Raw genomic sequence first — 23,879 nt, 5'->3', positions numbered from 1 at the left:
GAGCGCTTAACTGGCTTTTTTAACCTGGGGGAGATCGAACGCTTCGCGTAACGCGCGAACAAACGCTTTGTCATGACAGATGGTTTTGCCCGGGCTGTCGGAGAGCTTCGCCACCGGCTTGCCGTTACATTCCACCAGTTTTATGACGATATTCAGCGGTTTCACCTGAGGAATGTCGCAGGTCAAACGGGTACCAATCCCAAAGCTCAGGTTCACTCTGGCGTTGAAATGACGGTAGAGCTCAACGGCTTTCGCAAGATCGAGGTTATCGGAGAAGACCAGCACTTTGCTCATCGGGTCAATGCCCAGCTTTTCGTAATGGGCAATCGCCTTCTCGCCCCATTCAACCGGGTCTCCGGAATCGTGGCGTAACCCCTGGTAACGCTCGGCGAACTCGGGACCGAAGTCGCGCAGGAAGGCATCCATCGTAATACAGTCGGTGAGGGCGATCCCGAGTTGATTCGGGTACTCCTCAAGCCATGCGGCCAGTGCCGCACGCTGGCTGTTAGCCAGGTCGGGGCTTATCTGCTGATGCGCCTGGAACCACTCGTGCGCCTGGGTTCCCATTGGCGTCAGGTCGAGACGACGGGCCAGGTCGTAGTTGCTGGTGCCCACGAACCACGGCTCCTGCTGCAGACGTTTAACAATCGCCTCCTGAACGTCGCGGGAGAAACGGCGACGGGTGCCAAAGTCCATCAGACGGAAGCGGGACATATCCAGCCCTTCAGTCATCGTGGCGAAGCCGGCCAGTTTGTTTTCCAGAGAGGCAACGGCCTGCGCGACGCCGGTTTCCGGCGAACGGTAGCGGTGGGCAAGCTCACTGATCACCGCCAGAAGCGGCACTTCCCACATGATCACTTCCCGCCACGGGCCTTCAAGGCGAATATCCAGCTTGCCATTATCGTTAACCACGGTCACCTGCTCCGGCTTATAGCGGAAATCGCGCAGCCAGTTCAGATAGTCGGTTTTGAAGAAAGGCAGGCCAGAAAGCCACTGATATTCGTCGTCCTGCAGCGTCAGATGCTGCATAGCATCGACCTGTTCACGAATGGAGTCTGCGTAGATACCGAGCAAGTCGTCGCCACGGCAGCGGAATTCCGCCGCGACATGAACGTCATAGTAATGGTGGAAAACGGCTTGCTGCATATGCAGTTTATACGCGTCGGTATCCAGCAACGTATGCAGAACAGGAGAAGCGAATTGAGTCATAGGTGCGCAGTAGCATCCTCTCACAGGAGCGTTTAGTACAATAAACAACTCCGGAGTATACCTTGTTTAGTGATTTATTGAACCCCGATCACAACATAAGCGCGTTTAAGGGTCGAGGGCATTTTGTGCCCCGTGTTATATAAATGTAGCAAAAAAGGGTTTTGTTCCTGAAAAGATGAACATTCTGCGTAGCGCGTTTTACACAACAGGAATATATTGAAACGTTACTCGACAAACGATGCATAAGGTTTTCTATGACACAACAGCCACAAGCCAAATACCGCCACGACTACCGTGCGCCGGATTACCTGATTAGCGATATCGATCTGACTTTTGACCTGGATGCCACTAAAACCGTTGTGACGGCGGTGAGCCAGGTGACGCGCCACAGCGCAACGGCCGTGCCGCTGCGTCTGGATGGTGAAGACCTGACGCTGGTCTCCCTGCAGATTAATGATGAAGCGTGGTCTGACTATAAAGAAGAAAACAACCAGCTGGTCATCGACAACCTGCCGGAAAAGTTTACGCTGCGCATCGTGAATGAAATCAGCCCGGCCGCCAACACGGCTCTGGAAGGGCTTTATCAGTCTGGCGTGGCGTTGTGCACCCAGTGCGAAGCGGAAGGGTTCCGTCACATTACCTGGTATCTGGACCGCCCGGACGTCCTGGCGCGCTTCACCACCAAAATTATCGCCGATAAAAAGCTTTATCCCTTCCTGCTCTCCAACGGTAACCGCGTCGGTGAAGGCGAGCTGGAAAATGGCCGTCACTGGGTTCAGTGGCAGGATCCGTTCCCGAAACCGTGCTACCTGTTTGCGCTGGTAGCGGGAGATTTCGACGTGCTGCGCGACACCTTCAAAACACGTTCGGGTCGCGAGGTGGCGCTGGAGCTGTTTGTTGATCGCGGCAACCTGGACCGCGCCCCATGGGCGATGACCTCGCTCATCAACTCCATGAAGTGGGACGAAGAGCGCTTCGGCCTCGAATATGACCTCGACATCTATATGATCGTCGCCGTCGACTTCTTCAACATGGGCGCAATGGAGAACAAAGGCCTTAACGTCTTTAACTCCAAATATGTGCTGGCGCGTACCGATACCGCCACCGATAAAGATTATCTCGATATTGAGCGCGTCATCGGCCACGAATATTTCCACAACTGGACCGGTAACCGCGTCACCTGCCGCGACTGGTTCCAGCTGAGCCTGAAAGAGGGCCTGACCGTCTTCCGTGACCAGGAGTTCAGCTCCGATCTGGGGTCTCGTGCGGTAAACCGCATCAACAACGTGCGCACCATGCGTGGCCTGCAGTTTGCGGAAGATGCCAGCCCAATGGCGCACCCGATCCGCCCGGATAAAGTCATTGAGATGAACAACTTCTACACCCTGACGGTGTATGAAAAAGGGGCGGAAATTATCCGTATGATCCACACCCTGCTGGGTGAGGAGAATTTCCAGAAAGGGATGCAGCTGTACTTTGAGCGTCATGACGGCAGTGCGGCCACCTGCGACGACTTTGTGCAGGCGATGGAAGATGCCTCCAATGTCGATCTCTCTCATTTCCGCCGCTGGTACAGCCAGGCCGGTACGCCAATTGTGACCGTTAAAGACGATTACAATCCGGAAACCGAGCAGTACACGCTGACTATCAGTCAGCGTACGCCGCCGACGGCAGAGCAGGAAGAGAAATATCCGCTTCATATTCCGTTCAGTATTGAGCTGTACGATAACGAAGGCAAAGTCATCCCATTGCAGAAGGGCGGCCACCCGGTGCACCACGTGTTGAACGTGACCCAGGCCGAGCAGACCTTTATCTTCGATAACGTCTATTTCCAGCCGGTACCTGCGCTGCTGTGTGAATTCTCTGCGCCAGTGAAGCTGGAGTACAAGTGGAGCGATCAGCAACTGACGTTCCTGATGCGTCACGCGCGCAACGACTTCTCCCGCTGGGATGCGGCACAAAGCCTGCTGGCAACCTACATCAAGCTGAACGTGAACCGTTACCAGCAGGGCCAGCCGCTGACGCTGCCGGTTCATGTGGCTGACGCGTTCCGCGCCATTCTGCTGGACGAGAAGATTGATCCGGCACTGGCGGCTGAAATCCTGACTCTGCCGTCCGCGACGGAAATTGCGGAGCTGTTTGACATTATTGACCCGATCGCCATCGTGGCGGTGCGTGAAGCGCTGACCCGCACGCTGGCGACCGAGCTGGCCGATGAGTTCCTGGCGGTCTACAACGCCAATAAGCTTGACGCGTATCGTGTGGAGCATGCGGACATCGGTAAACGTTCTCTGCGTAACACCTGCCTGCGCTATCTGGCGTTTGGTGAAACCGGTCTGGCGAACACCCTGGTGAGCAAGCAGTATCACGACGCGGATAACATGACCGACGCGCTGGCCGCGCTGGGGGCAAGCGTTGCAGCTGAACTGCCTTGCCGTAATGCGCTGATGCAGGAGTACGACGACAAATGGCATCAGGATGGTCTGGTGATGGACAAGTGGTTCATTCTGCAGGCGACCAGTCCGGCGGCCGATGCCCTCAGCACCGTTCGCAGCCTGCTGAAGCATCGCTCCTTTACCATGAGCAACCCCAACCGCGTGCGCTCCCTGATTGGCGCGTTTGCCAGCAGCAACCCGGCGGCGTTCCACGCCGAAGATGGCAGCGGTTATCAGTTTATGGTGGAAATGCTGACTGAGCTGAACAGCCGTAACCCGCAGGTGGCGTCACGTCTGATTGAGCCGCTGATCCGTCTGAAACGTTACGACGAGAAGCGTCAGGCGAAGATGCGTGCCGCGCTTGAGCAACTGAAAGGGCTGGAAAACCTGTCAGGCGATCTGTACGAGAAGATTGCTAAAGCGTTGGCCTGATGTAAAAGCCCGGTGGCGCTACGCTTACCGGGCCTACATAGGGTTTTCTCCCTCTCCCTGTGGGAGAGGGTCGGGGTGAGGGCATCAGGCATTAGCTTTGATCAATGCGCGCTCATTCACCCCCCGTTTCATCACCCGATCCAATACCTCAGCTTCGAGCTCAGCCAGTCTTGCGGAACCGACGCGACGAGGGCGTGGAAGGTCTACCGTCAGATCCAGACCAATTTTCCCGTCTTCTATTAACAGTACCCGGTCGGCCATCGCAACGGCTTCGCTCACATCATGGGTGACCAGCAGCACCGTAAAGCCGTGCGCCTGCCAGAGGGATGCAATCAAATCCTGCATGTCGATTCGCGTCAGGGCATCGAGCGCGCCCAGCGGTTCATCGAGCAACAGCAGGCCCGGACGGTGAATCAACGCCCGCGCCAGCGCCACACGCTGCTTCTGTCCACCCGACAGCGCCGCAGGCCAATCATTTGCACGATCTTCCAGCCCGACGGCGGCCAGCGCCTGGCGGGCTTCATCCCGCCAGTTGCCCTTAAGACCGAGCCCGACATTGTCGATAACCGTTTTCCACGGCAGCAGCCGCGCGTCCTGGAACATCATACGGGTATCGTCCTGAATATTGGCCAGCGGCGTCGTGCCCGCCAGAATGTCGCCGCCGTTGGGGGACTCCAGCCCCGCTAAAAGACGCAACAGTGTGCTCTTGCCGCCGCCGCTGCGGCCGACAACGGCCACAAATTGCCCGGCGGGAATGTGCAGATCCAGTCCGTTAAGAATGGTGTTTTCACCGTAGCGTTTGGTGACACCGCTGAGCAACAGCGGGGTACCCTGAGTCAGTCGGGCTGTATTCATGCTTTCGCCTCCGAAGTGGTATAAGCTGGATTCCAGCGTAGCCAGCTGCGTTCCAGCCACTGGGCGCTGACATCGGCGAGTTTGCCGAGCAGGGCGTAAAGGATGATGGCGACTACGACCACATCCGTTTGCAGGAATTCGCGGGCGTTCATCGCCAGATAGCCAATGCCGGAGTTGGCAGAGATGGTTTCCGCGACAATCAGCGTCAGCCACATCAGGCCGAGCGCAAAACGCACCCCGACCATAATGGAGGGCAGGGCGCCGGGCAGAATGACATGGGTAAAGAGCGCGAAACCTGATAAGCCGTAACTGCGCGCCATCTCCACCAGACCGCGATCGATGTTGCGGATGCCGTGCCAGGTGTTGATGTAAATCGGGAACAGCGTGCCCAGCGCCACGAGGAAAATCTTGGCGCTCTCATCAATACCAAACCATAAAATCACCAGCGGGATCAGCGCCAGATGCGGCACGTTGCGCAGCATCTGAATGGACGTATCCAGCAGCCGTTCACCCCAGCGGGACAGGCCGCTGATCAACCCCAGCACCAGGCCGATGCTACCGCCGATGGAAAAACCAATCACCGCGCGCCAGGAGCTGATCGCCAGATGCTGCCACAGCTCGCCGCTGACGCTTAACGACCAGAACGCTTCGATAACGCCCTCCGGGGAGGGCAGAATGCGGCTCGACAGCCAGCCGGTGGACGACGCGAGCTGCCAGATAGCCACAATGCCGACGGGAAAAAACCATGGCGCGGCGCGCAGCAACCATTTTTGTGAGGTGGCAGACATGGTTACTCCTTAGCTTTGCGCAACTTTTCGCGGGATAAATTCGTTGGCCACGGCTTCGCCCTGCAGCTGCAGCTGGCGGGGCTGGGGAATTTCCGGGATGGCCACATCCAGATGCGGGAACAGCAGTTCGCCCACCTTATACGCTTCTTCCAGGTGCGGATAGCCTGAGAGAATAAAGCTGTCGATCCCAAGCTCTGCGTATTCATTAATCCGCGCGGCCACGGTTGGACCGTCGCCGACCAGCGCCGTACCCGCACCGCCGCGCACCAGACCCACGCCTGCCCACAGGTTCGGGCTGATCTCCAGATTCTCGCGTTTGCCGTTGTGCAGGGAAGCCATCCGGTGCTGTCCTACAGAGTCAGTTTTGGCAAACGCGGCCTGCGCTTTGGCGATAGTCTCATCATCCAGATGAGAAATCAGACGGTCGGCCGCCTGCCAGGCTTCTTCATTGGTCTCACGCACAATCACATGCAGACGAATACCGAAGCGCACCTTGCGGCCATGCGCGGCCGCTTTGGCGCGGACCTGGTCAATTTTTTCTTTTACCAGCTCAGGCGGTTCGCCCCAGGTGAGATACAGATCAACCTGCTCTGCCGCCAGGTCCTGCGCCACATCTGACGATCCGCCAAAATAGAGAGGAGGGCGCGGCTGCTGCACCGGCGGGAAGTAAAGCTTCGCGTCGCGAACGTGAATATGCTTGCCTTCGAAGGTCACGGTCTCACCCTCCAGCAGACGTCGCCAGACGCGGGTGAACTCGGCAGAGGCCTCATAGCGCTCGGTGTGGTCGAGGAACACGCCGTCGCCCGCCAGCTCCTGGGGATCGCTGCCCGTCACCAGGTTAAACAGGGCGCGGCCGTTGGACAGTCTGTCGAGTGTTGCCGCCTGACGCGCCGCCACGGTGGGGGAGACGACGCTCGGGCGTAACGCAACCAGGAACTTCAGCCGCTGAGTCACCGGGATCATCGAGGCGGCGACCAGCCAGGCATCTTCACAGGATCGTCCGGTTGGGATCAGTACCCCGGTGAAACCGATGCGATCCGCCGCCTGCGCTATCTGCTGCAGATAGCCGTGGTCAACCGGGCGTGAACCCTCTTCTGTACCAAGATAGTGTCCATCACCGTGGGTGGGTAAAAACCAGAAAAGATTCAGACTCATGATTTTGTTCCTTCTTTGCCTGCGGGTTGCCAGATACGTTCACGAATATCCACCTGCTTAGGAACCAGGTGATTTTGATAGAAGAGGTCAGCGGTTTGCTGCTGAAGTGCGGCAACGTGTGCATCTACGGGGGAAATGGTGGTCGGTGGACGGTGGCTGAGGTAGCTCGCGATCACCGGTTCAGGTAAGCCCATGGTTTTTGCCAGCAGGGCAATACTCTCCTGACGCTGGCTTTGAGTCAGGGCATCGGCCTGGGTAAAGGTATCCAGTACGTTCTGAATAAATGCGCCGTTTTTTTCCGCATACGGTTTTGCGGCAAGGTAGAACGAGCCGGTCTGTTTCAGGGTGGTACCGTCTTTCAGTACCCGCACGCCGCCCTGCAGCAGTGCGGCGGAGTAGTATGGATCCCAGATGGCCCAGGCATCCACATTCCCTTGCTGGAAGGCGGCGCGCGCATCAGCCGGGGTCAGATAGACGGGCTGAATATCGGTGAACTTCAGCCCGGCTTCCTGCAGGGCACGCAGCAGCAGATTATGCGAGCTGGAACCTTTCTGAAACGCAACTTTATGTCCTTTAAGATCGGCGACGCTTTTGATGTCGCTCTTTTCCGGTACCAGAATCACTTCGGCCTTCGGTTTAGGCGGCTCAACGCCCACATAGACGAGGTCCGCTCCGGCGGCCTGGGCGAATATTGGCGGAATATCGCCTGTACTGCCCAGATCAATACTGCCGACATTCAGGGCTTCCAGCATCTGAGGTCCAGCGGGAAACTCAACCCAGGAGAATTTGGTGTCCGGGAAGCGTTTTTCCAGAAGCTGGTGGCTTTTGGCCAGCACCATACTCACGCTGCCTTTCTGGTAACCGATGCGTAAGCTCTCAGGGGCGTTATCTGCGGCATGGGCCAGCGACGTCAATGCCATCAGACCTGCCAGTCCGACGCGGGATAAGATTTTAAACATGAGCGACTCCTTGAGGCTGACCAAACGCCGGGGCCTGAATATCCCTGCGATGCAGGGCATGCCAGAAGGTTTCCAGAGCGTTATCGAGGCGGGTTTGCAGATTAGGCGTAAAGTGTGGTTTGTGCTGATAGTCAATGACCTGGGAGTCATCCGCGAAGACGCCGTGGAGGATCTCCTGCGCTTTCAGCGCGTTCAGGACCGGCTTCAGGGCGTAATCCACCGCCAGTAAATGGGCGACTGTGCCGCCTGTGGCCAGCGGCAACACCACCTTGCCATCCAGTGCGCGTTCAGGAAGCAAATCAAGCAAGGTTTTCAGTGCGCCGGAAAAAGAGGCTTTATAAATCGGCGTGGCGACGATTAAACCGTCCGCGTCTTTAAGTTGTTCTGTCAGGGTTTTGAGCGCGGGGCTGTCAAAACGGGCATAAAGCAGATCCTCAGGTTCGAAGTTATGCAGGTTCCAGTGGCACACTTCCACATCCAGGGCATTGAGCTTTTCACGGGCATATTCCAGCAGGGCGCTGGAGCGCGAAGGGAATCGTGGACTTCCGGCCAGAGTAATGACGCGCATACTTCCTCCTTATAACCAATTGTTTGCTTTTATCTAACATTCATAACAATTTTCAGGAGTGTGACATCGCGCGGTTATTCCACTAAATGATTTATCTGCAATTAAAATGCGAAAAAGAGCATAAGAAATCCCCGGGCAGGTAAACGATTGCGTTTTACGCGGCTTTTTTTGCCACAGGTCAATTCCCTTTCGCGCCGGGATCGCCCATAATCCCCTCCCGGTTTGCACACCGGGAATCCAGGAGAGTTCATGTACTACCCCTTCGTTCGTAAAGCCCTTTTCCAGCTCGATCCTGAGCGCGCTCATGAATTTACATTCCAGCAATTACGTCGTATTACCGGAACGCCGCTGGCGGCGCTGGTGCGCCAGAACGTGCCGGAAAAACCTGTGCAGTGCATGGGACTGACTTTTAAAAACCCGCTGGGTCTGGCGGCAGGTCTGGATAAAAATGGCGAGTGCATTGATGCCCTGGGCGCGATGGGCTTTGGCTCCATCGAAATTGGTACCGTCACCCCGCGTCCGCAGCCGGGAAATGACAAGCCGCGCCTGTTCCGCCTGGTCGAAGCCGAAGGGTTGATCAACCGCATGGGCTTTAACAACCACGGTGTGGATCACCTGGTGGAGAACGTAAAAAAAGCCCATTTTGATGGGGTATTAGGCATCAACATCGGCAAAAATAAAGACACGCCAGTCGAACAGGGTAAAGATGACTACCTGATTTGTATGGAAAAAGTCTACGCCTATGCCGGTTATATCGCGGTGAATATTTCTTCACCCAATACTCCGGGCCTGCGATCCTTACAATATGGTGAAGCGCTGGACGATCTTCTGAGCGCCATTAAAAATAAACAAAATGCCCTGCAGGCGATCCACCATAAATATGTTCCGGTGGCGGTTAAGATCGCCCCGGATCTTTCTGCGGAAGAATTGATCCAGGTTGCTGACAGTTTAGTTCGCCATAATATTGATGGCGTGATTGCGACCAATACCACCCTCGATCGCTCCCTCGTACAGGGAATGAAAAACTGTGATGAAGCGGGTGGGTTAAGCGGTCGTCCAGTACAATTAAAAAGCACCGAAATTATTCGTGCCCTGTCTGCGGAATTAAAAGGACGCCTGCCGATTATTGGCGTCGGTGGCATTGACTCCGTGATAGCTGCGCGCGAGAAGATGGCGGCAGGTGCGTCACTGGTACAAATCTATTCCGGCTTTATTTTTAAAGGGCCGCCGCTGATTAAAGAAATCGTTACTCATATCTAATCTTTTCTCCTAATCAGACAACCAGGGCTTTATTTCCAGCCCTGGTTGTTTTATATTCCGTCACTGTTGCTTATTTAGACATTATGGTCTTTTATTAATGGTGTTATAAACGAAGCGGCAATCAGGACATTTTTAGTACAGGACGTTTGGGTACGGGAGAGAAACATGCGAATTAAACCTGACGATAACTGGCGCTGGTATTTTTGCGACGAGCACGATCGAATGATGCTCGATTTAGCCAATGGCATGTTGTTTCGTTCTCGTTTTGCCCGCCGAATGTTAACCCCGGATGCGTTTTCCCCGTCTGGCTTTTGTGTGGATGACGCTGCGCTTTATTTCTCCTTTGAGGAGAAATGTCGCGATCTGGTTCTCTCTAAAGAGCAGCGTGCCGAACTGGTATTAAATGCGCTGGTCGCGATCCGTTTCCTGAAACCACAGATGCCGAAAAGCTGGCACTTTCTTGCGCACAACATGAACTGGACCCCGGCAACGGGTGACGCAGCCTGCGTCAATCTGAGCGATACGGCAGAAGAGGTCAGTTTGCTGGTGGTTGAGCCTGGCGAAAATGCCGCGCTCTGTCTGCTGGCCCAGCCCGGCGTGACCATTGCCGGGCGGACGATGCAGCTTGGGGACGCCATAAAAGTGATGAACGACAGGCTGAAACCGCAGTTGCGTATGGACTCGTTCAGCCTCGAGCAGGCGGTTTAAGCTTCCAGCTGTACCGACGTTTTTGGGATACAGCTGCAGCACAGAATGGTCCCGTCTTCGGCAATCGCTGACTTTTTCAGCGCACTGACCTCGCCCTCCACCAGTTTTATTCGACAGCAGCCACAGATCCCCGCGCGGCAGGAATAGGGTATGCGGATCCCCGCTTGTTCCAGTTGCTCAAGTAAAACCTGCTGATTGTTTCCCCGAATGACGCTGCCCTGCCAGTGAATATCCACCGCCGAGCTGACTGGCGTCTCAATATCGACAGACTCCTCTTCCTGGCCTGCGCCGTAAACGCGTGCGGGTCCACGGGCAAGAATTTCTACCTCGTCACCGACACGGATCGCGCCGCTGGAGCGCGGGATAAGGTTTTGGCCAAAATCGACATCGCCGTTATCCTGCGCGGTACGGAAGGATTGCAGGGTTTTCAGCGGCTCGCCGGAAGGGTGCTTCTGCCCTTTCTCCGGACTCACCGTCGTAAAAATGCAGCGGCTGCAGGGCTTGACCACGTCGAAAATAACGTTGCCAATGCGGATCACTTTCCAGGTGTCTTCTTCCCAGGCGTCTGCTCCCGTCACCACCAGGTTCGGACGGAACTGCTCCATCTGAACGCTGGCTTTGCAGCGGCGTTGCAAATCACGCAGCGAGGCTTCATTGGTCAGCAGGAACGGGAAACCATCGGCGAAGGAGAGCGGAACCGCGTCGTGACGCTTCACGCGACGCGTCAGTTCCGGCCCAACCCAGCGAAGCTGCACGTCGCGGGAGAAAAAGCCGCTCAGCCAGCGGTTAATCTCTTCCGGGGCAATGCGCGCGGTAAAATGATTGCCCCACACTTCCGTTGGCGCATCGACAGGCGCAAAATCAGCAAAGCGGATCACCCGACTTTCACCATCCGGTGCGGTCAGGTGCAAACCGTCATGAAGCGGGGAAGGGGTAAAGCGAACCATCTGCGGGAACTGGCGTGCGGTAATGAACGTCCCGTCCGGCTCGGTGACCATGAAGATACGATCGAAGGCAAATCCGCTCATGTCGGCCAGGGCGTGAGAAACGCCGATGCCGCGCATGGATTTCACCGGATGAATAAAAAGCCTGGATAAGGTCGCCACTGCACAGTCCCTCGAATGAAAATAAGCCTTCAACTTTATGACATACACGCCATATTAGCTATAATGCGCGACAATTTTCTTAGAGTAAAAGTGACGATATGAATTCTCTGTTTGCCAGTACGGCCCGTGGGCTGGAAGAGCTGTTAAAAACTGAACTGGAAGCCCTGGGCGCGCAAGAGTGCCAGGTAGTTCAGGGTGGTGTCCATTTTGAGGGCGACACACGGCTTATTTACCAGAGCCTGATGTGGAGCCGTCTGGCATCGCGCATCATGCTGCCGATGAAGGAGTGTAAGGTTTACAGTGACCTTGACCTCTATACCGGCGTTCAGATGATCGACTGGACAGAGATCTTCACTCCAGATGCCACCTTCGCGGTGCATTTCAACGGCGTGAACGACGAGATCCGCAACAGCCAGTACGGTGCCTTGCGCGTCAAAGATGCCATTGTGGACTGTTTCACGCGTAAAAATAAGGAACGACCAAACGTCGATCGTGAAAACCCGGATCTGCGCATTAACGTCTGGCTCAATGGCGACACAGCAAGTATCTCTCTCGATCTGAGCGGGGCGGGCTTACATCTGCGTGGCTACCGCGATCGCACCGGTATGGCACCGATCAAAGAAACCCTGGCCGCCGCCATCGTGATGCGCTCCGGCTGGCAGCCAGGCACGCCATTGCTCGACCCGATGTGTGGCTCCGGTACGCTGCTGATTGAAGCGGCTATGCTGGCCACCGACCGCGCGCCGGGACTGCATCGCGGCCAGTGGGGCTTCAAAGGCTGGGCGCAGCACGATGAAGCTATCTGGAAAGAGGTGAAAGCGGACGCTCAGGCCCGGGCACGTAAAGGCCTGGCGGAGTACACCTCCCACTTCTACGGCTCGGACAGCGATCCGCGCGTGATTGAACGTGCGCGCAGCAACGCCCGTCGTGCCGGTATCGGCGAGCTGATTACCTTCGAGGTGAAAGATGTCGCCAACCTGACCAACCCGCTGCCGAAAGGGCCTTACGGTACGGTTATCAGCAACCCGCCATACGGTGAGCGTCTCGACAGCGAACCGGCGCTGATTGCCCTGCACAGCCTGCTCGGCCGCAACATGAAAGATTACTTTGGCGGCTGGAATCTCTCCCTCTTTAGCGCCTCACCGGAATTGCTGAGCTGCCTGCAACTGCGCGCCGATCGCCAGTTTAAGGCAAAGAATGGCCCGTTGGATTGCGTGCAGAAAAACTACCATCTGGCGGAGAAGGCGGCGGACAGCAAACCGTCGGGCGTGGCGGAAGATTACGCCAACCGTCTGCGTAAAAACCTGAAGAAATTTGAAAAATGGGCGAAGCAGGAAGGCATTGAATGCTATCGCCTGTATGACGCCGATCTGCCGGAGTACAACGTGGCGGTTGACCGCTACGCGGACTGGGTGGTGATTCAGGAATATGCGCCACCAAAAACCATTGATGCGCAAAAAGCGCGTCAGCGCATGCTGGACGTGATTGCGGCGACTATCGCCGTGCTGGGGATTGCGCCAAACAAACTGGTGCTCAAAACCCGTGAACGCCAGAAAGGGAAAAACCAGTATCAGAAGATGGGCGAGAAGGGCGACTTTATCGAAGTGGGCGAATATAACGCCCGCCTGTGGGTTAACCTGACCGACTATCTCGATACCGGCCTGTTCCTTGACCACCGTATCGCCCGCCGTATGCTGGGCCAGATGAGCAAGGGTAAAGATTTCCTCAACCTGTTCTCCTACACCGGCAGCGCCAGCGTGCATGCGGGGCTGGGCGGCGCGCGCAGCACCACTACGGTCGATATGTCCCGCACCTATCTGGAGTGGGCGGAGCGCAACCTGCGCCTGAACGGCTTAACCGGACGTCAGCATCGTCTGATGCAGGCTGACGTGCTGGGCTGGCTGCGTGATACCGATGAGCAGTTCGACCTGATCTTTATCGATCCGCCGACCTTCTCCAACTCCAAGCGTATGGAAGATAGCTTTGATGTACAACGCGATCACCTGCGCCTGATGACCGACCTGAAACGCCTGCTGCGTAAAGGCGGCACGATTATGTTCTCGAACAACAAACGCGGCTTCCGTATGGATCATGACGGCTTAGCAGCCCTGGGACTGAAAGCACAAGAAATCAGCCAAAAAACGCTGTCTCAGGACTTTGCCCGTAACCGTCAAATCCATAACTGCTGGTTGATTACCGCGGTCTGAAAGGAAAAATAAATGTCTTTAATTAGTATGCACGGCGCGTGGCTCTCCTTCAGCGACGCACCGCTTCTCGATAATGCCGAACTGCACATCGAAGATAACGAGCGCGTCTGTCTGGTGGGCCGTAATGGCGCGGGTAAATCCACGCTGATGAAAATCCTCAACCGTGAACAGGGCCTGGATGACGGGCGGATTGTTTACGAACAGGATCTGATTGTCTCCCGCCTGCAGCAGGATCCACCGCGCCACGTGACCGGCAGCGTGTACGATTTCGTGGCGGAAGGCATCTCTGAGCAGGCTGAATACCTGAAGCGCTATCATGAGATTTCTCATCTGGTGATGACCGACCCGAGCGACAAGAATCTCAACGAGCTGGCAAAAGTGCAGGAGATGCTCGATCACCACGGCCTGTGGCAGCTTGAAAACCGCATTAATGAGGTGCTGGCGCAGCTTGGTCTCGAAGCGGATATGGAGCTGTCGGCGCTCTCCGGTGGCTGGCTGCGTAAAGCGGCCCTGGGACGCGCGCTGGTCAGCGGGCCGAAGGTACTGCTGCTGGACGAACCGACGAACCACCTCGATATCGAAGCGATTGACTGGCTGGAAGGGTTCCTGAAAACCTTCAGCGGTACCATCATCTTTATCTCTCACGACCGTTCGTTTATTCGCAATATGGCGACGCGTATTGTCGATCTCGACCGCGGTAAGCTGGTGACCTATCCTGGCGATTACGATACCTATCTGCTGGAGAAAGAAGAAAACCTGCGCGTGGAAGAGCTGCAGAATGCCGAGTTCGACCGCAAACTGGCGCAGGAAGAGGTGTGGATCCGCCAGGGGATTAAAGCCCGACGTACCCGTAACGAAGGCCGCGTGCGTGCCCTGAAGGCCATGCGCCGTGAACGTAGCGAACGCCGTGAAGTGATGGGCAGCGCCAAAATGCAGGTGGAAGAGGCCTCCCGTTCCGGCAAGATTGTCTTCGAAATGGAAAACGTGAACTATCAGGTTGACGGTAAAGTCCTGGTGAAAGAGTTCTCGGCTCAGGTCCAGCGCGGTGACAAAATCGCCCTGATTGGCCCGAACGGCTGCGGTAAAACCACGCTATTGAAGCTGATGCTCGGACAGCTTCAGGCCGACAGCGGGCGCATTCACTGCGGTACGAAACTCGAAGTGGCCTACTTCGATCAGCATCGCGCGGAGCTGGATCCGGACAGAACGGTGATGGATAACCTCGCCGAAGGTAAGCAGGAGGTGATGGTGAACGGCAAGCCGCGCCATGTGCTGGGCTACCTGCAGGACTTCCTGTTCCATCCGAAACGAGCCATGACGCCGGTACGTGCCCTGTCAGGCGGTGAGCGAAATCGTCTTCTGCTGGCACGTCTGTTCCTGAAGCCAAGCAACCTGCTGATCCTCGATGAACCGACCAACGATCTGGATGTCGAAACGCTGGAATTGCTGGAAGAACTGATTGATGGCTATCAGGGAACCGTGATGCTTGTCAGCCACGATCGTCAGTTTGTTGATAACACCGTGACCGAGTGCTGGATTTTCGAAGGTGAAGGTCGAATTGGACAATATGTCGGCGGCTATCACGATGCAAAAGGGCAGCAGTCGCAGTCTCTGGCGCAGAAACAGGCAAAGTCCAAAATAAGTTCTGAACCTGCTGTAACAAAAGCAGAAACTGTCAAGAAAACCTCGGCTAAACTAAGCTATAACCTGCAGCGCGAACTGGAGGGGCTACCGCAGCGTCTTGAAGAGCTGGAAGCCGCGCTTGAGGATCTGCAAAAACAGGTTGCTGATGCGTCATTCTTTACCCAATCGCATGACTATACTCAGAAAGTATTGGCTGAACTTTCCGCGGCTGAAAAAGCCCTGGAAGACGCCTTTGAGCGCTGGGAGTACCTAGAGTCTCTGAAAAACGGCGCATAAACAGGGATAACATATGTGTGACCAGCACCATGCCGACAGGCATATATTATGCTCGCAATGCGATATGCTCGTGGCGTTGCCAGAGCTTGGTCACGGACATAAAGCCCTGTGTCCACGTTGCGGCACGACGTTGACAACCGAGTGGGACGCGCCGCGGCAGCGTCCCACCGCTTACGCACTGGCGGCATTGTTCATGCTGCTGCTCTCCAATCTCTTCCCGTTCATCTATATGAAGGTGGGGGGGATGACCAGTCAGGTGGATTTGCTTGAAATTCCGGGCGTGATGTTCTCAGAAGATTACGCCAGCCTCGGCACCTTTTTTCTGCTCTTCGTTCAGATAGTCCCGGCTTTTTGTCTGGTCGTTATCCTGATGCTGGTAAACCGCGTCAGGATGCCGCCATCACTGAAAATCAAACTCGCGCGTATCCTTTTTCAGCTCAAAAGCTGGGGGATGGCCGAAATCTTCCTGGCGGGCATTCTGGTCAGTTTCGTGAAGCTGATGGCGTACGGTGACGTGGGGATCGGCAGCAGCTTTATTCCCTGGTGTCTGTACTGCGTCCTGCAGCTGCGCGCCTTCCAGTGCGTCGACAGGCGCTGGGTGTGGGACGATATCGCGCCGGCACCGACGCTTGCGCAGACGGTGAAAGTTGGTGTACCGGGTATTCGGCAGGGGCTGCGTTCGTGCCCGTGCTGTACCGCGGTGCTGCCCGCCGATCTTGACGTTTGTCCGCGCTGTGAAACGAAAGGTCATGTACGCCGTAAAAATAGCCTGCAGTGGACGATGGCGCTGCTGGTGACCTCCATCATGCTCTATCTGCCGGCCAATATTCTGCCGATTATGATCACTGATTTGCTCGGGGATAAAATGCCCTCGACGATCCTCGCCGGGGTCATACTGCTGTGGGGGGAGGGCTCCTACCCGGTCGCCGGCGTTATCTTTATCGCCAGTATTATGGTGCCAACGTTAAAAATGATCGCCATCGCCTGGCTCTGCTGGGATGCGAAAGGCCACGGAAAACGCGACAGTGAACGCATGCATCTGATTTATGAAGTGGTTGAGTTTGTCGGACGCTGGTCAATGATTGACGTGTTTGTGATTGCCGTTCTCTCTGCACTGGTGCGGATGGGCGGTCTGATGAGTATTTATCCCGCGATGGGGGCTTTAATGTTTGCGCTGGTCGTGATTATGACCATGTTTGCGGCCATGACCTTCGACCCTCGTTTATCGTGGGATCGTGAGCCTGAATCAAGCCATGAGGAAGAGTAAGAGCATGGAAAATAAGAGTGGAGAGGCGAAAGTGCAGAAGGTCAAAAACTGGTCACCGGTGTGGATTTTCCCCATCGTGACGGCGCTGATCGGTGCCTGGATCCTGTTTTATCATTACAGTCATCAGGGACCGGAAGTGACGCTGATAACCACCAATGCCGAGGGGATTGAGGGCGGTAAAACGACCATCAAAAGCCGTAGCGTGGATGTGGGGGTGGTTGAAAGCGCAACCCTGACCGACGATTTAACCCATGTGGAGATTAAGGCGCGCCTTAATGCCGGCATGGAAAAACTGCTGCATGGCGATTCCGTGTTCTGGGTCGTTAAACCGCAGGTGGGACGTGAAGGGATCAGCGGCTTAGGGACGCTGCTGTCGGGGGCCTATATTGAGCTGCAGCCCGGCGCTAAGGGTAACCAGCCAGCCAAATACCAGCTTCTGGATTCACCGCCGCTTGCGCCGCCTGATGCCAAGGGTATCCGCGTGATCCTCGACAGCAAAAAAGCAGGCCAGCTCACGGCGGGCGACCCGGTACTGTTCCGTGGCTATCGCGTCGGGTCGGTTGAGAAAAGCACCTTTGATCCGCAGAAAAGAGCGATCAGCTATCAGCTCTTCATCAATGCGCCAAACGATCGACTGGTCACCAGCAATGTCCGTTTCTGGAAAGACAGCGGGATCGCGGTGGATCTGACATCGGCAGGCATGCGCGTCGAAATGGGCTCGCTGACCACGCTGTTTGGCGGAGGCGTAAGCTTTGACGTGCCGGAAGGCCTTGATCTGGGGCAGCCGGTTACAGAGAACACCGCCTTCCGACTCTTTGACGATCAAAAAAGTATTCAGGATGCGCTCTATACCGATCACGTTGACTTCCTGATGTTCTTTAAAGATTCCGTCCGCGGCCTGCAGCCGGGGGCGCCTGTTGAATTCCGCGGCATTCGTCTCGGTACGGTGGGGCAAGTTCCGTTCTTCGTCCCGGGCCTTCAGCAGGTACTGGATGATGATTACCGCATCCCGGTGCTGATCCGCATTGAACCGGAACGACTGCTTAACCAGATTGGCGAAAATCAGGATATTGCTACCCATATCACTCAACTGATGGAACGCGGTCTGCGCGGGTCGCTGAAAACCGGCAACCTGGTGACCGGTGCGCTGTATGTGGATATGGACTTCTATCCGAAAGCGCCGCCGATTACCGGTATCCGTGAATTTGGTGGCTACAAAATTATCCCAACGGTGAGCAGCGGTCTGGCTCAGATCCAGCAGCGTCTGATGGAAACCCTGGATAAGATTAACAATCTGCCACTGAATCCGATGATTGAAGCGGCGACCGGTTCGTTACGCCAGAGCCAGGAGACAATGCAACGTCTGCAGACCACGCTGGATAATATCAACAAGATCACCGCCAGCCAGAGTATGCAGCAGCTGCCGCAGGACATGCAGAAAACGCTGCGTGAGCTGAACCGCAGTATGCAGGGCTTCCAGCCTGGCTCAGCGGCCTATAACAAGATGGTGGCAGATATGCAGCGTCTTGATCAGGTCTTGCGTGAACTGCAGCCCGTTCTGAAAACGCTCAACGAGAAGAGCAACGCGCTGGTGTTTGAAGCGAAAGATAAAAAGGATCCTGAGCCGAAGAGGGCAAAAGAATGAATAAGTGGCTAGTGATGGTGGGTGCTCTGCTGTTAACGGCATGCAGTTCAGGCGTAGATAACAAAAGCTACTATCAGCTTCCTGTGGCGACCCAGAGTGGCGGGCAAAGCACGGCCAGTCTGGGAAGCCGCCAGCTGTGGGTTGAGCAGGTTAACGTGCCGGATTACCTCGCCGGAAACGGCGTGGTTTATCAGACCAGCGACGTTAAATACGTGATTGCGACGAACAATCTTTGGGCCAGTCCGCTGGATCAGCAGCTGCGCAACACGCTGGTGGCCAATCTGGGCAGCCAGCTTCCGGGTTGGGTTGTCGCATCGCAGCCGCTGGGTAACGATCAGGATACGCTGAATGTCACGGTAACGGGCTTCCATGGCCGTTATGACGGTGCGGTGGTGATCAGCGGGGAGTGGTTGCTGAATCATCAGGGGCAACTGATCAAGCGTCCTTTCCATCTGGAGTTGAAACAGCAGAAAGATGGTTATGACGAAATGGTGAAAGTCCTGGCTCAGGGTTGGGCACAGGAGTCGGCCAGTATCGCCAGGGAAATTTCCCGGCTGCCATAAGTAAAATTCATCATCAAAAACCGCAACCGGCCCGTCGCTGATTGCGGTTTTTTTTCGTTTTCACTTCAGTTTGTTACTTGTGCCGTATCACATTTTTTGTACAAATGATCTTCTGGCTAGCTCACAAATATGACACCCGTATGAATTTTGAACATTGACGCTGCGACTAATTCGGGGTATTCGTTATCTGTGCCTGTACATAGAGTGCAGACACTGTTTTCTTTCCACCAGACAAAAGAATGAGGGAAACGAGGCATGAAGAGACAGAAACGAGATCGCCTGGAACGGGCTCATCAACGTGGTTATCAGGCCGGCATCGCTGGACGTTCTAAAGAAATGTGTCCTTATCAGACGATAAATCAAAGGTCACAATGGCTTGGAGGCTGGCGAGAAGCCATCGGCGACAGGGCACTCATAGCCTGATAACGTCTCTTTAAAAAAAGAAACCTCCGCAATGCGGAGGTTTCGCCTTTCTGGTCTGGCGTTGCGAAACGCACTATCAGAACGCGGAGGTGTCCTGGAACAGACCCACTTTCAGGTCGCTCGCGCTGTAAATCAGACGACCGTCTACCAGCACTTCGCCATCTGCCAGGCCCATAATCAGGCGGCGGTTCACGATGCGCTTGAAGTGAATACGATAGGTCACTTTCTTCGCGGTAGGCAGCACCTGACCCGTGAATTTCACTTCGCCCACGCCCAGCGCGCGGCCTTTACCTTCGCCGCCCAGCCAGCCCAGATAGAAGCCAACCAGCTGCCACATAGCATCCAGGCCCAGACAGCCAGGCATTACCGGATCGCCAATAAAGTGGCAACCGAAGAACCACAGGTCCGGGTTGATATCGAGTTCTGCTTCTACGTAACCCTTATCGAAGTTGCCGCCGGTTTCGGTCATTTTCACGACACGGTCCATCATCAGCATGTTCGGGGCCGGTAACTGCGGGCCTTTTGCGCCAAACAGTTCACCGCGACCAGAGGCAAGAAGATCTTCTTTTGTATAGGATTCGCGTTTATCTACCATGTTCTCAGTAAGCCTTATTTTAGTGAAGGACGCAGGATAGCTAACACGTGTACGCTGAACAAGTCCGATCAGTTCGAACTAAACCAGCTTAACCAGCGTAACGGCCATGGATAACGATGACGAGCATCCTGTTGTGTCGCCTGAGCAATTCGCTCCTGGATGGTCTGCATCAGGGTTGTTTGCCCTTCGCCATCCCAAACCAGGTTTGTCAGTAAGGGTAGTGCATCCTCAATCCCTTCGATGGCCCAGAGCGTGAATTGCCCTTGTTCAACCGCATCCAGAATATCCTGACTGAGGCTTAAATGGCGTGCGTTAGGCGCAGGAATAATCACCCCCTGTTTGCCGTTTAAACCACGCTGCTGGCAGATGGAGAAGAAGCCTTCGATTTTTTCATTGAGGCCTCCTACAGGCTGAGCACGACCAAATTGATCCACCGAACCGGTGATTGCGATGTTCTGATTGATCGGCACGTCCGCCAGGGCGCTGATTAAGGCACACAGCTCTGCCATAGAGGCACTATCGCCATCCACTTCGCTGTAGGACTGCTCAAACGTCAGCGAGGCGGAGAAGGGGATCTGCTGCTCAAGCTGCAGCTCCGACATTAAAAACGCCTGCATGATCATCATGCCTTTCGCATGAATGTTCCCGCCCAGTTCGGCTTTGCGTTCGATATCAGTGAATTCACCATCACCAATATGCACCACGCAGCTGATACGGGAAGGCTCCCCAAACGCCCGTGGGTGTCCAGGGAACTCAATCACCGACAGGGCGTTAATCTGCCCGACGCGTTCGCCTTCGGTCTCCACCAGAATTTGTTCCAGCAGGATTTCATCCTGCATACGGTCAGCAAGGTAGCCTTCTCGCCACTCGCGCTGCGCCAGCATCTGAGCAAGCTGTTCTCCGGTGAAGGTACCGTTACCGCTGATAACACCCACTTCACGCAGCTGTTTGCTGATCCACAGCGGGCAGAGAGGCAGGGTTTCCTGATCGCCGGTATAGCGCACCGCTTCGCGCATTAAGCCCGGCCACGCGTCGGCCGCAGGCGTTGGCAACACAAAACGTTCCGCCACCGTCATCACCCACTGACACCACTGGGTCATATCATCGGCATCGGCAATCTGGATGTTATCTTCGTATTCGCTATACACCGCCTGCTCAGCCAGCTCCGGCTCCATTTCCTGGAAATCCGCCAGCGATTCACGGTCGCCCGTCAACACGACGGTCAGCGTCAACGGCATAGATGGCACAGCGACCGGCAGGGGACGAGACTCATCGTAGCCAACCCAGTCGAAGCGCTGCTGGTTTACGATGGTTTTCAGACGCATCCACAACAGCGGCTGCGAGAGCAGGGTACGCAGTGAGATGATGAGGACACCGCCATTTGCGCGATGCACCAGCCCAGGCTGCAGGGACAGCTCACCGTTAAACTGGCGCAGACAACCAAAGAGTTGTTCAGCCTCGACCCAGTTAGCGGTAATCACCTCGCCCTTAGCGGCAAAACGGTCATCAGCCTGGGTTGAGGGTTCGAAAGTAACATCATGTCCCGCGATACGATATTGGCCGCCAAAGACTGCGTTCGATTCCGGCCGCAACTGGCGTACAGCATCCCCAATCAGCGTCAGGTATTCCGCTTCTTCCGGGGCTTTGAGCAACATGAAGGGCGCTGTTGCCCATGGGCTCAACACCTGCTCCAGCGCATAATGCAAACGTGGCTGCGTATCGCTAAGGATGAATTCGTGTTCTTTTGCGAGATCTGGCTGTGCAAACACGTCCTGATAGCTTTCGCTATCCGGAACAAGGTCACGCCATGCAAGTTTCGTAATGGTCAAAGTTGATGTTTTTTAGTCAGATGTAAAAGGGAGGAGTATACCGTAAGCGGGGGGCTCTACCCAAGCAGGATTGGGGATTTCGAATGCGGGACGGGCTGCATTCCATCACAGGATATGATTTCTTTTCAGCAGATTGCTAAAAAACTGATATTCTGAACAGAGTTACGTGGTAACACTGAGATCGCAATGAAATATCAACAACTGGAAAATCTCGAAAGCGGCTGGAAATGGAAGTACCTGGTCAAAAAGCACCGTGAAGGGGAACTGATCACCTGCTATATCGAAGCCAGCGCGGCGCAAGAAGCCGTGGATATTTTGCTGACCCTCGAAAATGAACCGGTACAGGTTAACGGCTGGATTGAAAAACACATTAATCCTGCGCTGTTAAACCGGATGAAGCAAACTATCCGCGCGCGACGAAAACGGCATTTTAATGCTGAGCATCAACACACGCGCAAAAAATCAATCGATCTGGAGTTTGTTGTCTGGCAACGCCTGGCAGGGCTGGCGCAGCGCCGGGGCAAAACGCTGTCAGAAACCATCGTGCAGCTGATTGAGGATGCCGAACATAAAGAGAAGTACGCCAACCAGATGTCGTCACTGAAGAATGATCTTCAGGCTCTGTTGGGCAAAAAGTAGATTTTACTTTCTTCGGACAATAAAAAACCCCGCATTGCGGGGTTTTTTTATAAGACGATAACTTATGCCGCTGGCTGAGTTACAACGTCTTTGATGCCTTTAACTTCGATCTCAACGCGACGATCTGGAGCCAGGCAGTCGATCAGTGCAGCGCGAGCTTTCACGTTGTCACAGGTGTTGCCAGTAACTGGGTTAGCTTCGCCCATACCACGTGGGGAGATCTTGTTAGCTGGGATACCTTTAGAGATCAGGTAATCAACAACAGACTGAGCACGTTTCTCAGACAGTTTCTGGTTGTAAGCGTCAGAACCGATACGGTCGGTGAAGCCCAGAACCACTACAGAACCGTCTTTAGGATCCAGGTTGCTCAGCTGGGTGTACAGCTGATCCAGTGCCTGCTGACCTTCTGGTTTCAGGGTAGCTTTGTTGAAGTTGAACAGAACGTCAGACTTCAGAGTGAAGTGCTTGGTCTGTACTTCTGGAGCTGGAGCCGGCGCTGGAGCAACAACTGGTGCTGCTTCTTCCTGCTGGCCGAAACGGTAGGAAACACCTACGCTCAGCATGCCGTTGTCTGGACGAACACCAACGGTGTTGCCGTCGCCGATGTTGTTAACCCACTGGTATTCCAGACGGGTAGCGATGTCACGGGTCATAGCCCACTCAACGCCACCAGCGAATACTGGGGAAACACCGGTGTCATGGTCGTCGCCAGCGTTGCTGTTGCTGGAGTCAGCGCGCCATACCATGCCGCCCAGACGGGTGTATACGTCCAGATCGTCGGTTACTGGGTAACCCAGTTTAGCGGTCAGCTGAACGCCCTGTGCTTTGAAAGCGCCATTGGTGTTGTCGCCTTTGTATGGCATACGACCTAACCAGTCGTAACCCATTTCAAAACCAACATACGGGTTAACCTGATAGCCACCGAACGCACCTGCACCAAGCTGGCTCTCGTGAGTCGGGCCATCATTGTTGTTTGCGCTGTTGTACCAGCCGGTGTCGTGGAACTGAGACCAGCCCAGTTTACCACCTGCATACCAGGTATTATCTTTCGGAGCGGCCTGCGCTACGGTAGCGAAGCCAGCCAGTGCCACTGCAATCGCGATAGCTGTCTTTTTCATTTTTTGCGCCTCGTTATCATCCAAAATTCGCCATGAAAGTCTCAAGAGAGAATCACGGTTAAATCCTTCACCGGGGGGCGTGGTCAAATATAAATCTACCGATATCTTCGGCTTAGGCCGAGCACCCCTGGCGATGTAAAGTCTACAACGTAGCTGAAAACTTACAAGTGTGAAGTCCGTCAGGCATATGAAAAAAAA

General features: G+C 55.2%; 20 protein-coding genes. 10 read left to right on the top strand and 10 right to left on the bottom strand.

Going from position 1 to position 23,879, the window contains the following annotated elements; genetic code table 11:
• Positions 1 to 6: 6 nt before the first annotated feature.
• A complete protein-coding gene (pncB, locus tag LDK53_RS14090) occupies positions 7 to 1,209 on the bottom strand; it encodes a nicotinate phosphoribosyltransferase (RefSeq protein WP_025755993.1) in 1,203 nt (400 codons plus the stop codon).
• 254 nt (positions 1,210 to 1,463) lie between these two features.
• Between pncB and pepN the strand changes: the two genes are divergently transcribed.
• Positions 1,464 to 4,076, top strand: coding sequence for an aminopeptidase N (pepN, locus tag LDK53_RS14085; protein ID WP_225287423.1), 2,613 nt, complete (start codon positions 1,464 to 1,466; stop codon positions 4,074 to 4,076).
• Positions 4,077 to 4,160: 84 nt separating this feature from the next.
• Here the strand turns inward: pepN and ssuB are convergent, their stop codons facing one another.
• The 5 genes from ssuB to ssuE are packed head-to-tail and all read right to left on the bottom strand — an operon-like array spanning position 4,161 to position 8,401.
• A complete protein-coding gene (ssuB, locus tag LDK53_RS14080; RefSeq protein WP_225287422.1) occupies positions 4,161 to 4,931 on the bottom strand; it encodes an aliphatic sulfonates ABC transporter ATP-binding protein in 771 nt (256 codons plus the stop codon).
• Entirely contained in the window at positions 4,928 to 5,719 is a 792-nt protein-coding gene (gene ssuC, locus LDK53_RS14075; RefSeq protein ID WP_225287421.1) for an aliphatic sulfonate ABC transporter permease SsuC, read from the bottom strand. Before ssuC ends, ssuB begins: the two co-directional genes overlap by 4 nt.
• 9 nt (positions 5,720 to 5,728) lie before the next feature.
• Positions 5,729 to 6,874, bottom strand: a complete 1,146-nt coding sequence (gene ssuD / locus LDK53_RS14070; protein ID WP_047958169.1) for an FMNH2-dependent alkanesulfonate monooxygenase — start codon at positions 6,872 to 6,874, stop codon at positions 5,729 to 5,731.
• Positions 6,871 to 7,833, bottom strand: a complete 963-nt coding sequence (locus tag LDK53_RS14065; protein WP_025755988.1) for a sulfonate ABC transporter substrate-binding protein — start codon at positions 7,831 to 7,833, stop codon at positions 6,871 to 6,873. Before LDK53_RS14065 ends, ssuD begins: the two co-directional genes overlap by 4 nt.
• Complete coding sequence (gene ssuE, locus LDK53_RS14060; protein WP_025755987.1) at positions 7,826 to 8,401, bottom strand: NADPH-dependent FMN reductase; 576 nt, start codon at positions 8,399 to 8,401, stop codon at positions 7,826 to 7,828. Before ssuE ends, LDK53_RS14065 begins: the two co-directional genes overlap by 8 nt.
• 249 nt (positions 8,402 to 8,650) lie before the next feature.
• Between ssuE and pyrD the strand changes: the two genes are divergently transcribed.
• Positions 8,651 to 9,661 carry a quinone-dependent dihydroorotate dehydrogenase gene (gene pyrD / locus LDK53_RS14055; protein ID WP_045284708.1) on the top strand — a complete coding sequence of 337 codons (1,011 nt, stop codon included), beginning with the start codon at positions 8,651 to 8,653 and terminating at the stop codon, positions 9,659 to 9,661.
• A gap of 165 nt (positions 9,662 to 9,826) precedes the next feature.
• A complete protein-coding gene (gene zapC / locus LDK53_RS14050) occupies positions 9,827 to 10,369 on the top strand; it encodes a cell division protein ZapC (RefSeq protein WP_025755985.1) in 543 nt (180 codons plus the stop codon).
• Here the strand turns inward: zapC and LDK53_RS14045 are convergent.
• Entirely contained in the window at positions 10,366 to 11,475 is a 1,110-nt protein-coding gene (locus tag LDK53_RS14045) for a YcbX family protein (RefSeq protein ID WP_225287420.1), read from the bottom strand. The two genes, zapC and LDK53_RS14045, sit on opposite strands and share 4 nt — an antisense overlap.
• Before the next feature lie 98 nt (positions 11,476 to 11,573).
• Between LDK53_RS14045 and rlmKL the strand changes: the two genes are divergently transcribed.
• From rlmKL to rmf, 6 genes are all read left to right on the top strand, one after another.
• Positions 11,574 to 13,682, top strand: a complete 2,109-nt coding sequence (gene rlmKL / locus LDK53_RS14040; RefSeq protein ID WP_045284707.1) for a bifunctional 23S rRNA (guanine(2069)-N(7))-methyltransferase RlmK/23S rRNA (guanine(2445)-N(2))-methyltransferase RlmL — start codon at positions 11,574 to 11,576, stop codon at positions 13,680 to 13,682.
• A gap of 12 nt (positions 13,683 to 13,694) precedes the next feature.
• Positions 13,695 to 15,602 carry an ABC transporter ATP-binding protein gene (locus LDK53_RS14035; protein ID WP_059386444.1) on the top strand — a complete coding sequence of 636 codons (1,908 nt, stop codon included), beginning with the start codon at positions 13,695 to 13,697 and terminating at the stop codon, positions 15,600 to 15,602.
• A 13-nt stretch (positions 15,603 to 15,615) separates the two neighbouring features.
• Positions 15,616 to 16,869, top strand: a complete 1,254-nt coding sequence (gene pqiA / locus LDK53_RS14030; RefSeq protein ID WP_025755981.1) for a membrane integrity-associated transporter subunit PqiA — start codon at positions 15,616 to 15,618, stop codon at positions 16,867 to 16,869.
• 4 nt (positions 16,870 to 16,873) lie between these two features.
• Positions 16,874 to 18,514 carry an intermembrane transport protein PqiB gene (gene pqiB / locus LDK53_RS14025; protein WP_225287419.1) on the top strand — a complete coding sequence of 547 codons (1,641 nt, stop codon included), beginning with the start codon at positions 16,874 to 16,876 and terminating at the stop codon, positions 18,512 to 18,514.
• A complete protein-coding gene (gene pqiC / locus LDK53_RS14020; protein ID WP_059386445.1) occupies positions 18,511 to 19,077 on the top strand; it encodes a membrane integrity-associated transporter subunit PqiC in 567 nt (188 codons plus the stop codon). Before pqiB ends, pqiC begins: the two co-directional genes overlap by 4 nt.
• Before the next feature lie 255 nt (positions 19,078 to 19,332).
• Positions 19,333 to 19,500, top strand: coding sequence for a ribosome modulation factor (gene rmf, locus LDK53_RS14015; protein WP_013097261.1), 168 nt, complete (start codon positions 19,333 to 19,335; stop codon positions 19,498 to 19,500).
• Positions 19,501 to 19,576: 76 nt separating this feature from the next.
• Here the strand turns inward: rmf and fabA are convergent, their stop codons facing one another.
• Positions 19,577 to 20,095: a 3-hydroxyacyl-[acyl-carrier-protein] dehydratase FabA gene (gene fabA / locus LDK53_RS14010; protein WP_008499931.1), complete on the bottom strand. Its 519-nt coding sequence runs from the start codon at positions 20,093 to 20,095 to the stop codon at positions 19,577 to 19,579.
• Between the two features lie 68 nt (positions 20,096 to 20,163).
• On the bottom strand, positions 20,164 to 21,924 hold the full coding sequence (locus LDK53_RS14005) for an AAA family ATPase (RefSeq protein WP_225287418.1): 1,761 nt from the start codon (positions 21,922 to 21,924) through the stop codon (positions 20,164 to 20,166).
• A gap of 186 nt (positions 21,925 to 22,110) precedes the next feature.
• Here LDK53_RS14005 and matP point away from each other — a divergent pair, with 186 nt between their 5' ends.
• Complete coding sequence (matP, locus tag LDK53_RS14000; RefSeq protein ID WP_023332611.1) at positions 22,111 to 22,563, top strand: macrodomain Ter protein MatP; 453 nt, start codon at positions 22,111 to 22,113, stop codon at positions 22,561 to 22,563.
• 62 nt (positions 22,564 to 22,625) lie between these two features.
• On the opposite strand, the gene ompA is transcribed toward matP, so the two are convergent.
• On the bottom strand, positions 22,626 to 23,681 hold the full coding sequence (ompA, locus tag LDK53_RS13995) for a porin OmpA (protein WP_025755977.1): 1,056 nt from the start codon (positions 23,679 to 23,681) through the stop codon (positions 22,626 to 22,628).
• Between the last annotated feature and the right edge of the window lie 198 nt (positions 23,682 to 23,879).

It is taken from the genome of Enterobacter sp. K16B (assembly GCF_020216105.1).
GTDB lineage: Bacteria > Pseudomonadota > Gammaproteobacteria > Enterobacterales > Enterobacteriaceae > Enterobacter > Enterobacter sichuanensis.
This window is presented reverse-complemented; position numbering and strand designations above follow the sequence as displayed.

Coding starts and splice junctions, on each gene's coding strand:
- zapC (WP_025755985.1), top strand. CDS start 9,827: ATGCGAATTAAACCTGACGATAACTGGCGCTGGTATTTTTGCGACGAG.
- LDK53_RS14035 (WP_059386444.1), top strand. CDS start 13,695: ATGTCTTTAATTAGTATGCACGGCGCGTGGCTCTCCTTCAGCGACGCA.
- rlmKL (WP_045284707.1), top strand. CDS start 11,574: ATGAATTCTCTGTTTGCCAGTACGGCCCGTGGGCTGGAAGAGCTGTTA.
- ssuB (WP_225287422.1), bottom strand. CDS start 4,931: ATGAATACAGCCCGACTGACTCAGGGTACCCCGCTGTTGCTCAGCGGT.
- ssuD (WP_047958169.1), bottom strand. CDS start 6,874: ATGAGTCTGAATCTTTTCTGGTTTTTACCCACCCACGGTGATGGACAC.
- ompA (WP_025755977.1), bottom strand. CDS start 23,681: ATGAAAAAGACAGCTATCGCGATTGCAGTGGCACTGGCTGGCTTCGCT.
- LDK53_RS14065 (WP_025755988.1), bottom strand. CDS start 7,833: ATGTTTAAAATCTTATCCCGCGTCGGACTGGCAGGTCTGATGGCATTG.
- ssuC (WP_225287421.1), bottom strand. CDS start 5,719: ATGTCTGCCACCTCACAAAAATGGTTGCTGCGCGCCGCGCCATGGTTT.
- matP (WP_023332611.1), top strand. CDS start 22,111: ATGAAATATCAACAACTGGAAAATCTCGAAAGCGGCTGGAAATGGAAG.
- pncB (WP_025755993.1), bottom strand. CDS start 1,209: ATGACTCAATTCGCTTCTCCTGTTCTGCATACGTTGCTGGATACCGAC.
- pepN (WP_225287423.1), top strand. CDS start 1,464: ATGACACAACAGCCACAAGCCAAATACCGCCACGACTACCGTGCGCCG.
- pyrD (WP_045284708.1), top strand. CDS start 8,651: ATGTACTACCCCTTCGTTCGTAAAGCCCTTTTCCAGCTCGATCCTGAG.
- fabA (WP_008499931.1), bottom strand. CDS start 20,095: ATGGTAGATAAACGCGAATCCTATACAAAAGAAGATCTTCTTGCCTCT.
- rmf (WP_013097261.1), top strand. CDS start 19,333: ATGAAGAGACAGAAACGAGATCGCCTGGAACGGGCTCATCAACGTGGT.
- pqiB (WP_225287419.1), top strand. CDS start 16,874: ATGGAAAATAAGAGTGGAGAGGCGAAAGTGCAGAAGGTCAAAAACTGG.
- pqiA (WP_025755981.1), top strand. CDS start 15,616: ATGTGTGACCAGCACCATGCCGACAGGCATATATTATGCTCGCAATGC.
- pqiC (WP_059386445.1), top strand. CDS start 18,511: ATGAATAAGTGGCTAGTGATGGTGGGTGCTCTGCTGTTAACGGCATGC.
- ssuE (WP_025755987.1), bottom strand. CDS start 8,401: ATGCGCGTCATTACTCTGGCCGGAAGTCCACGATTCCCTTCGCGCTCC.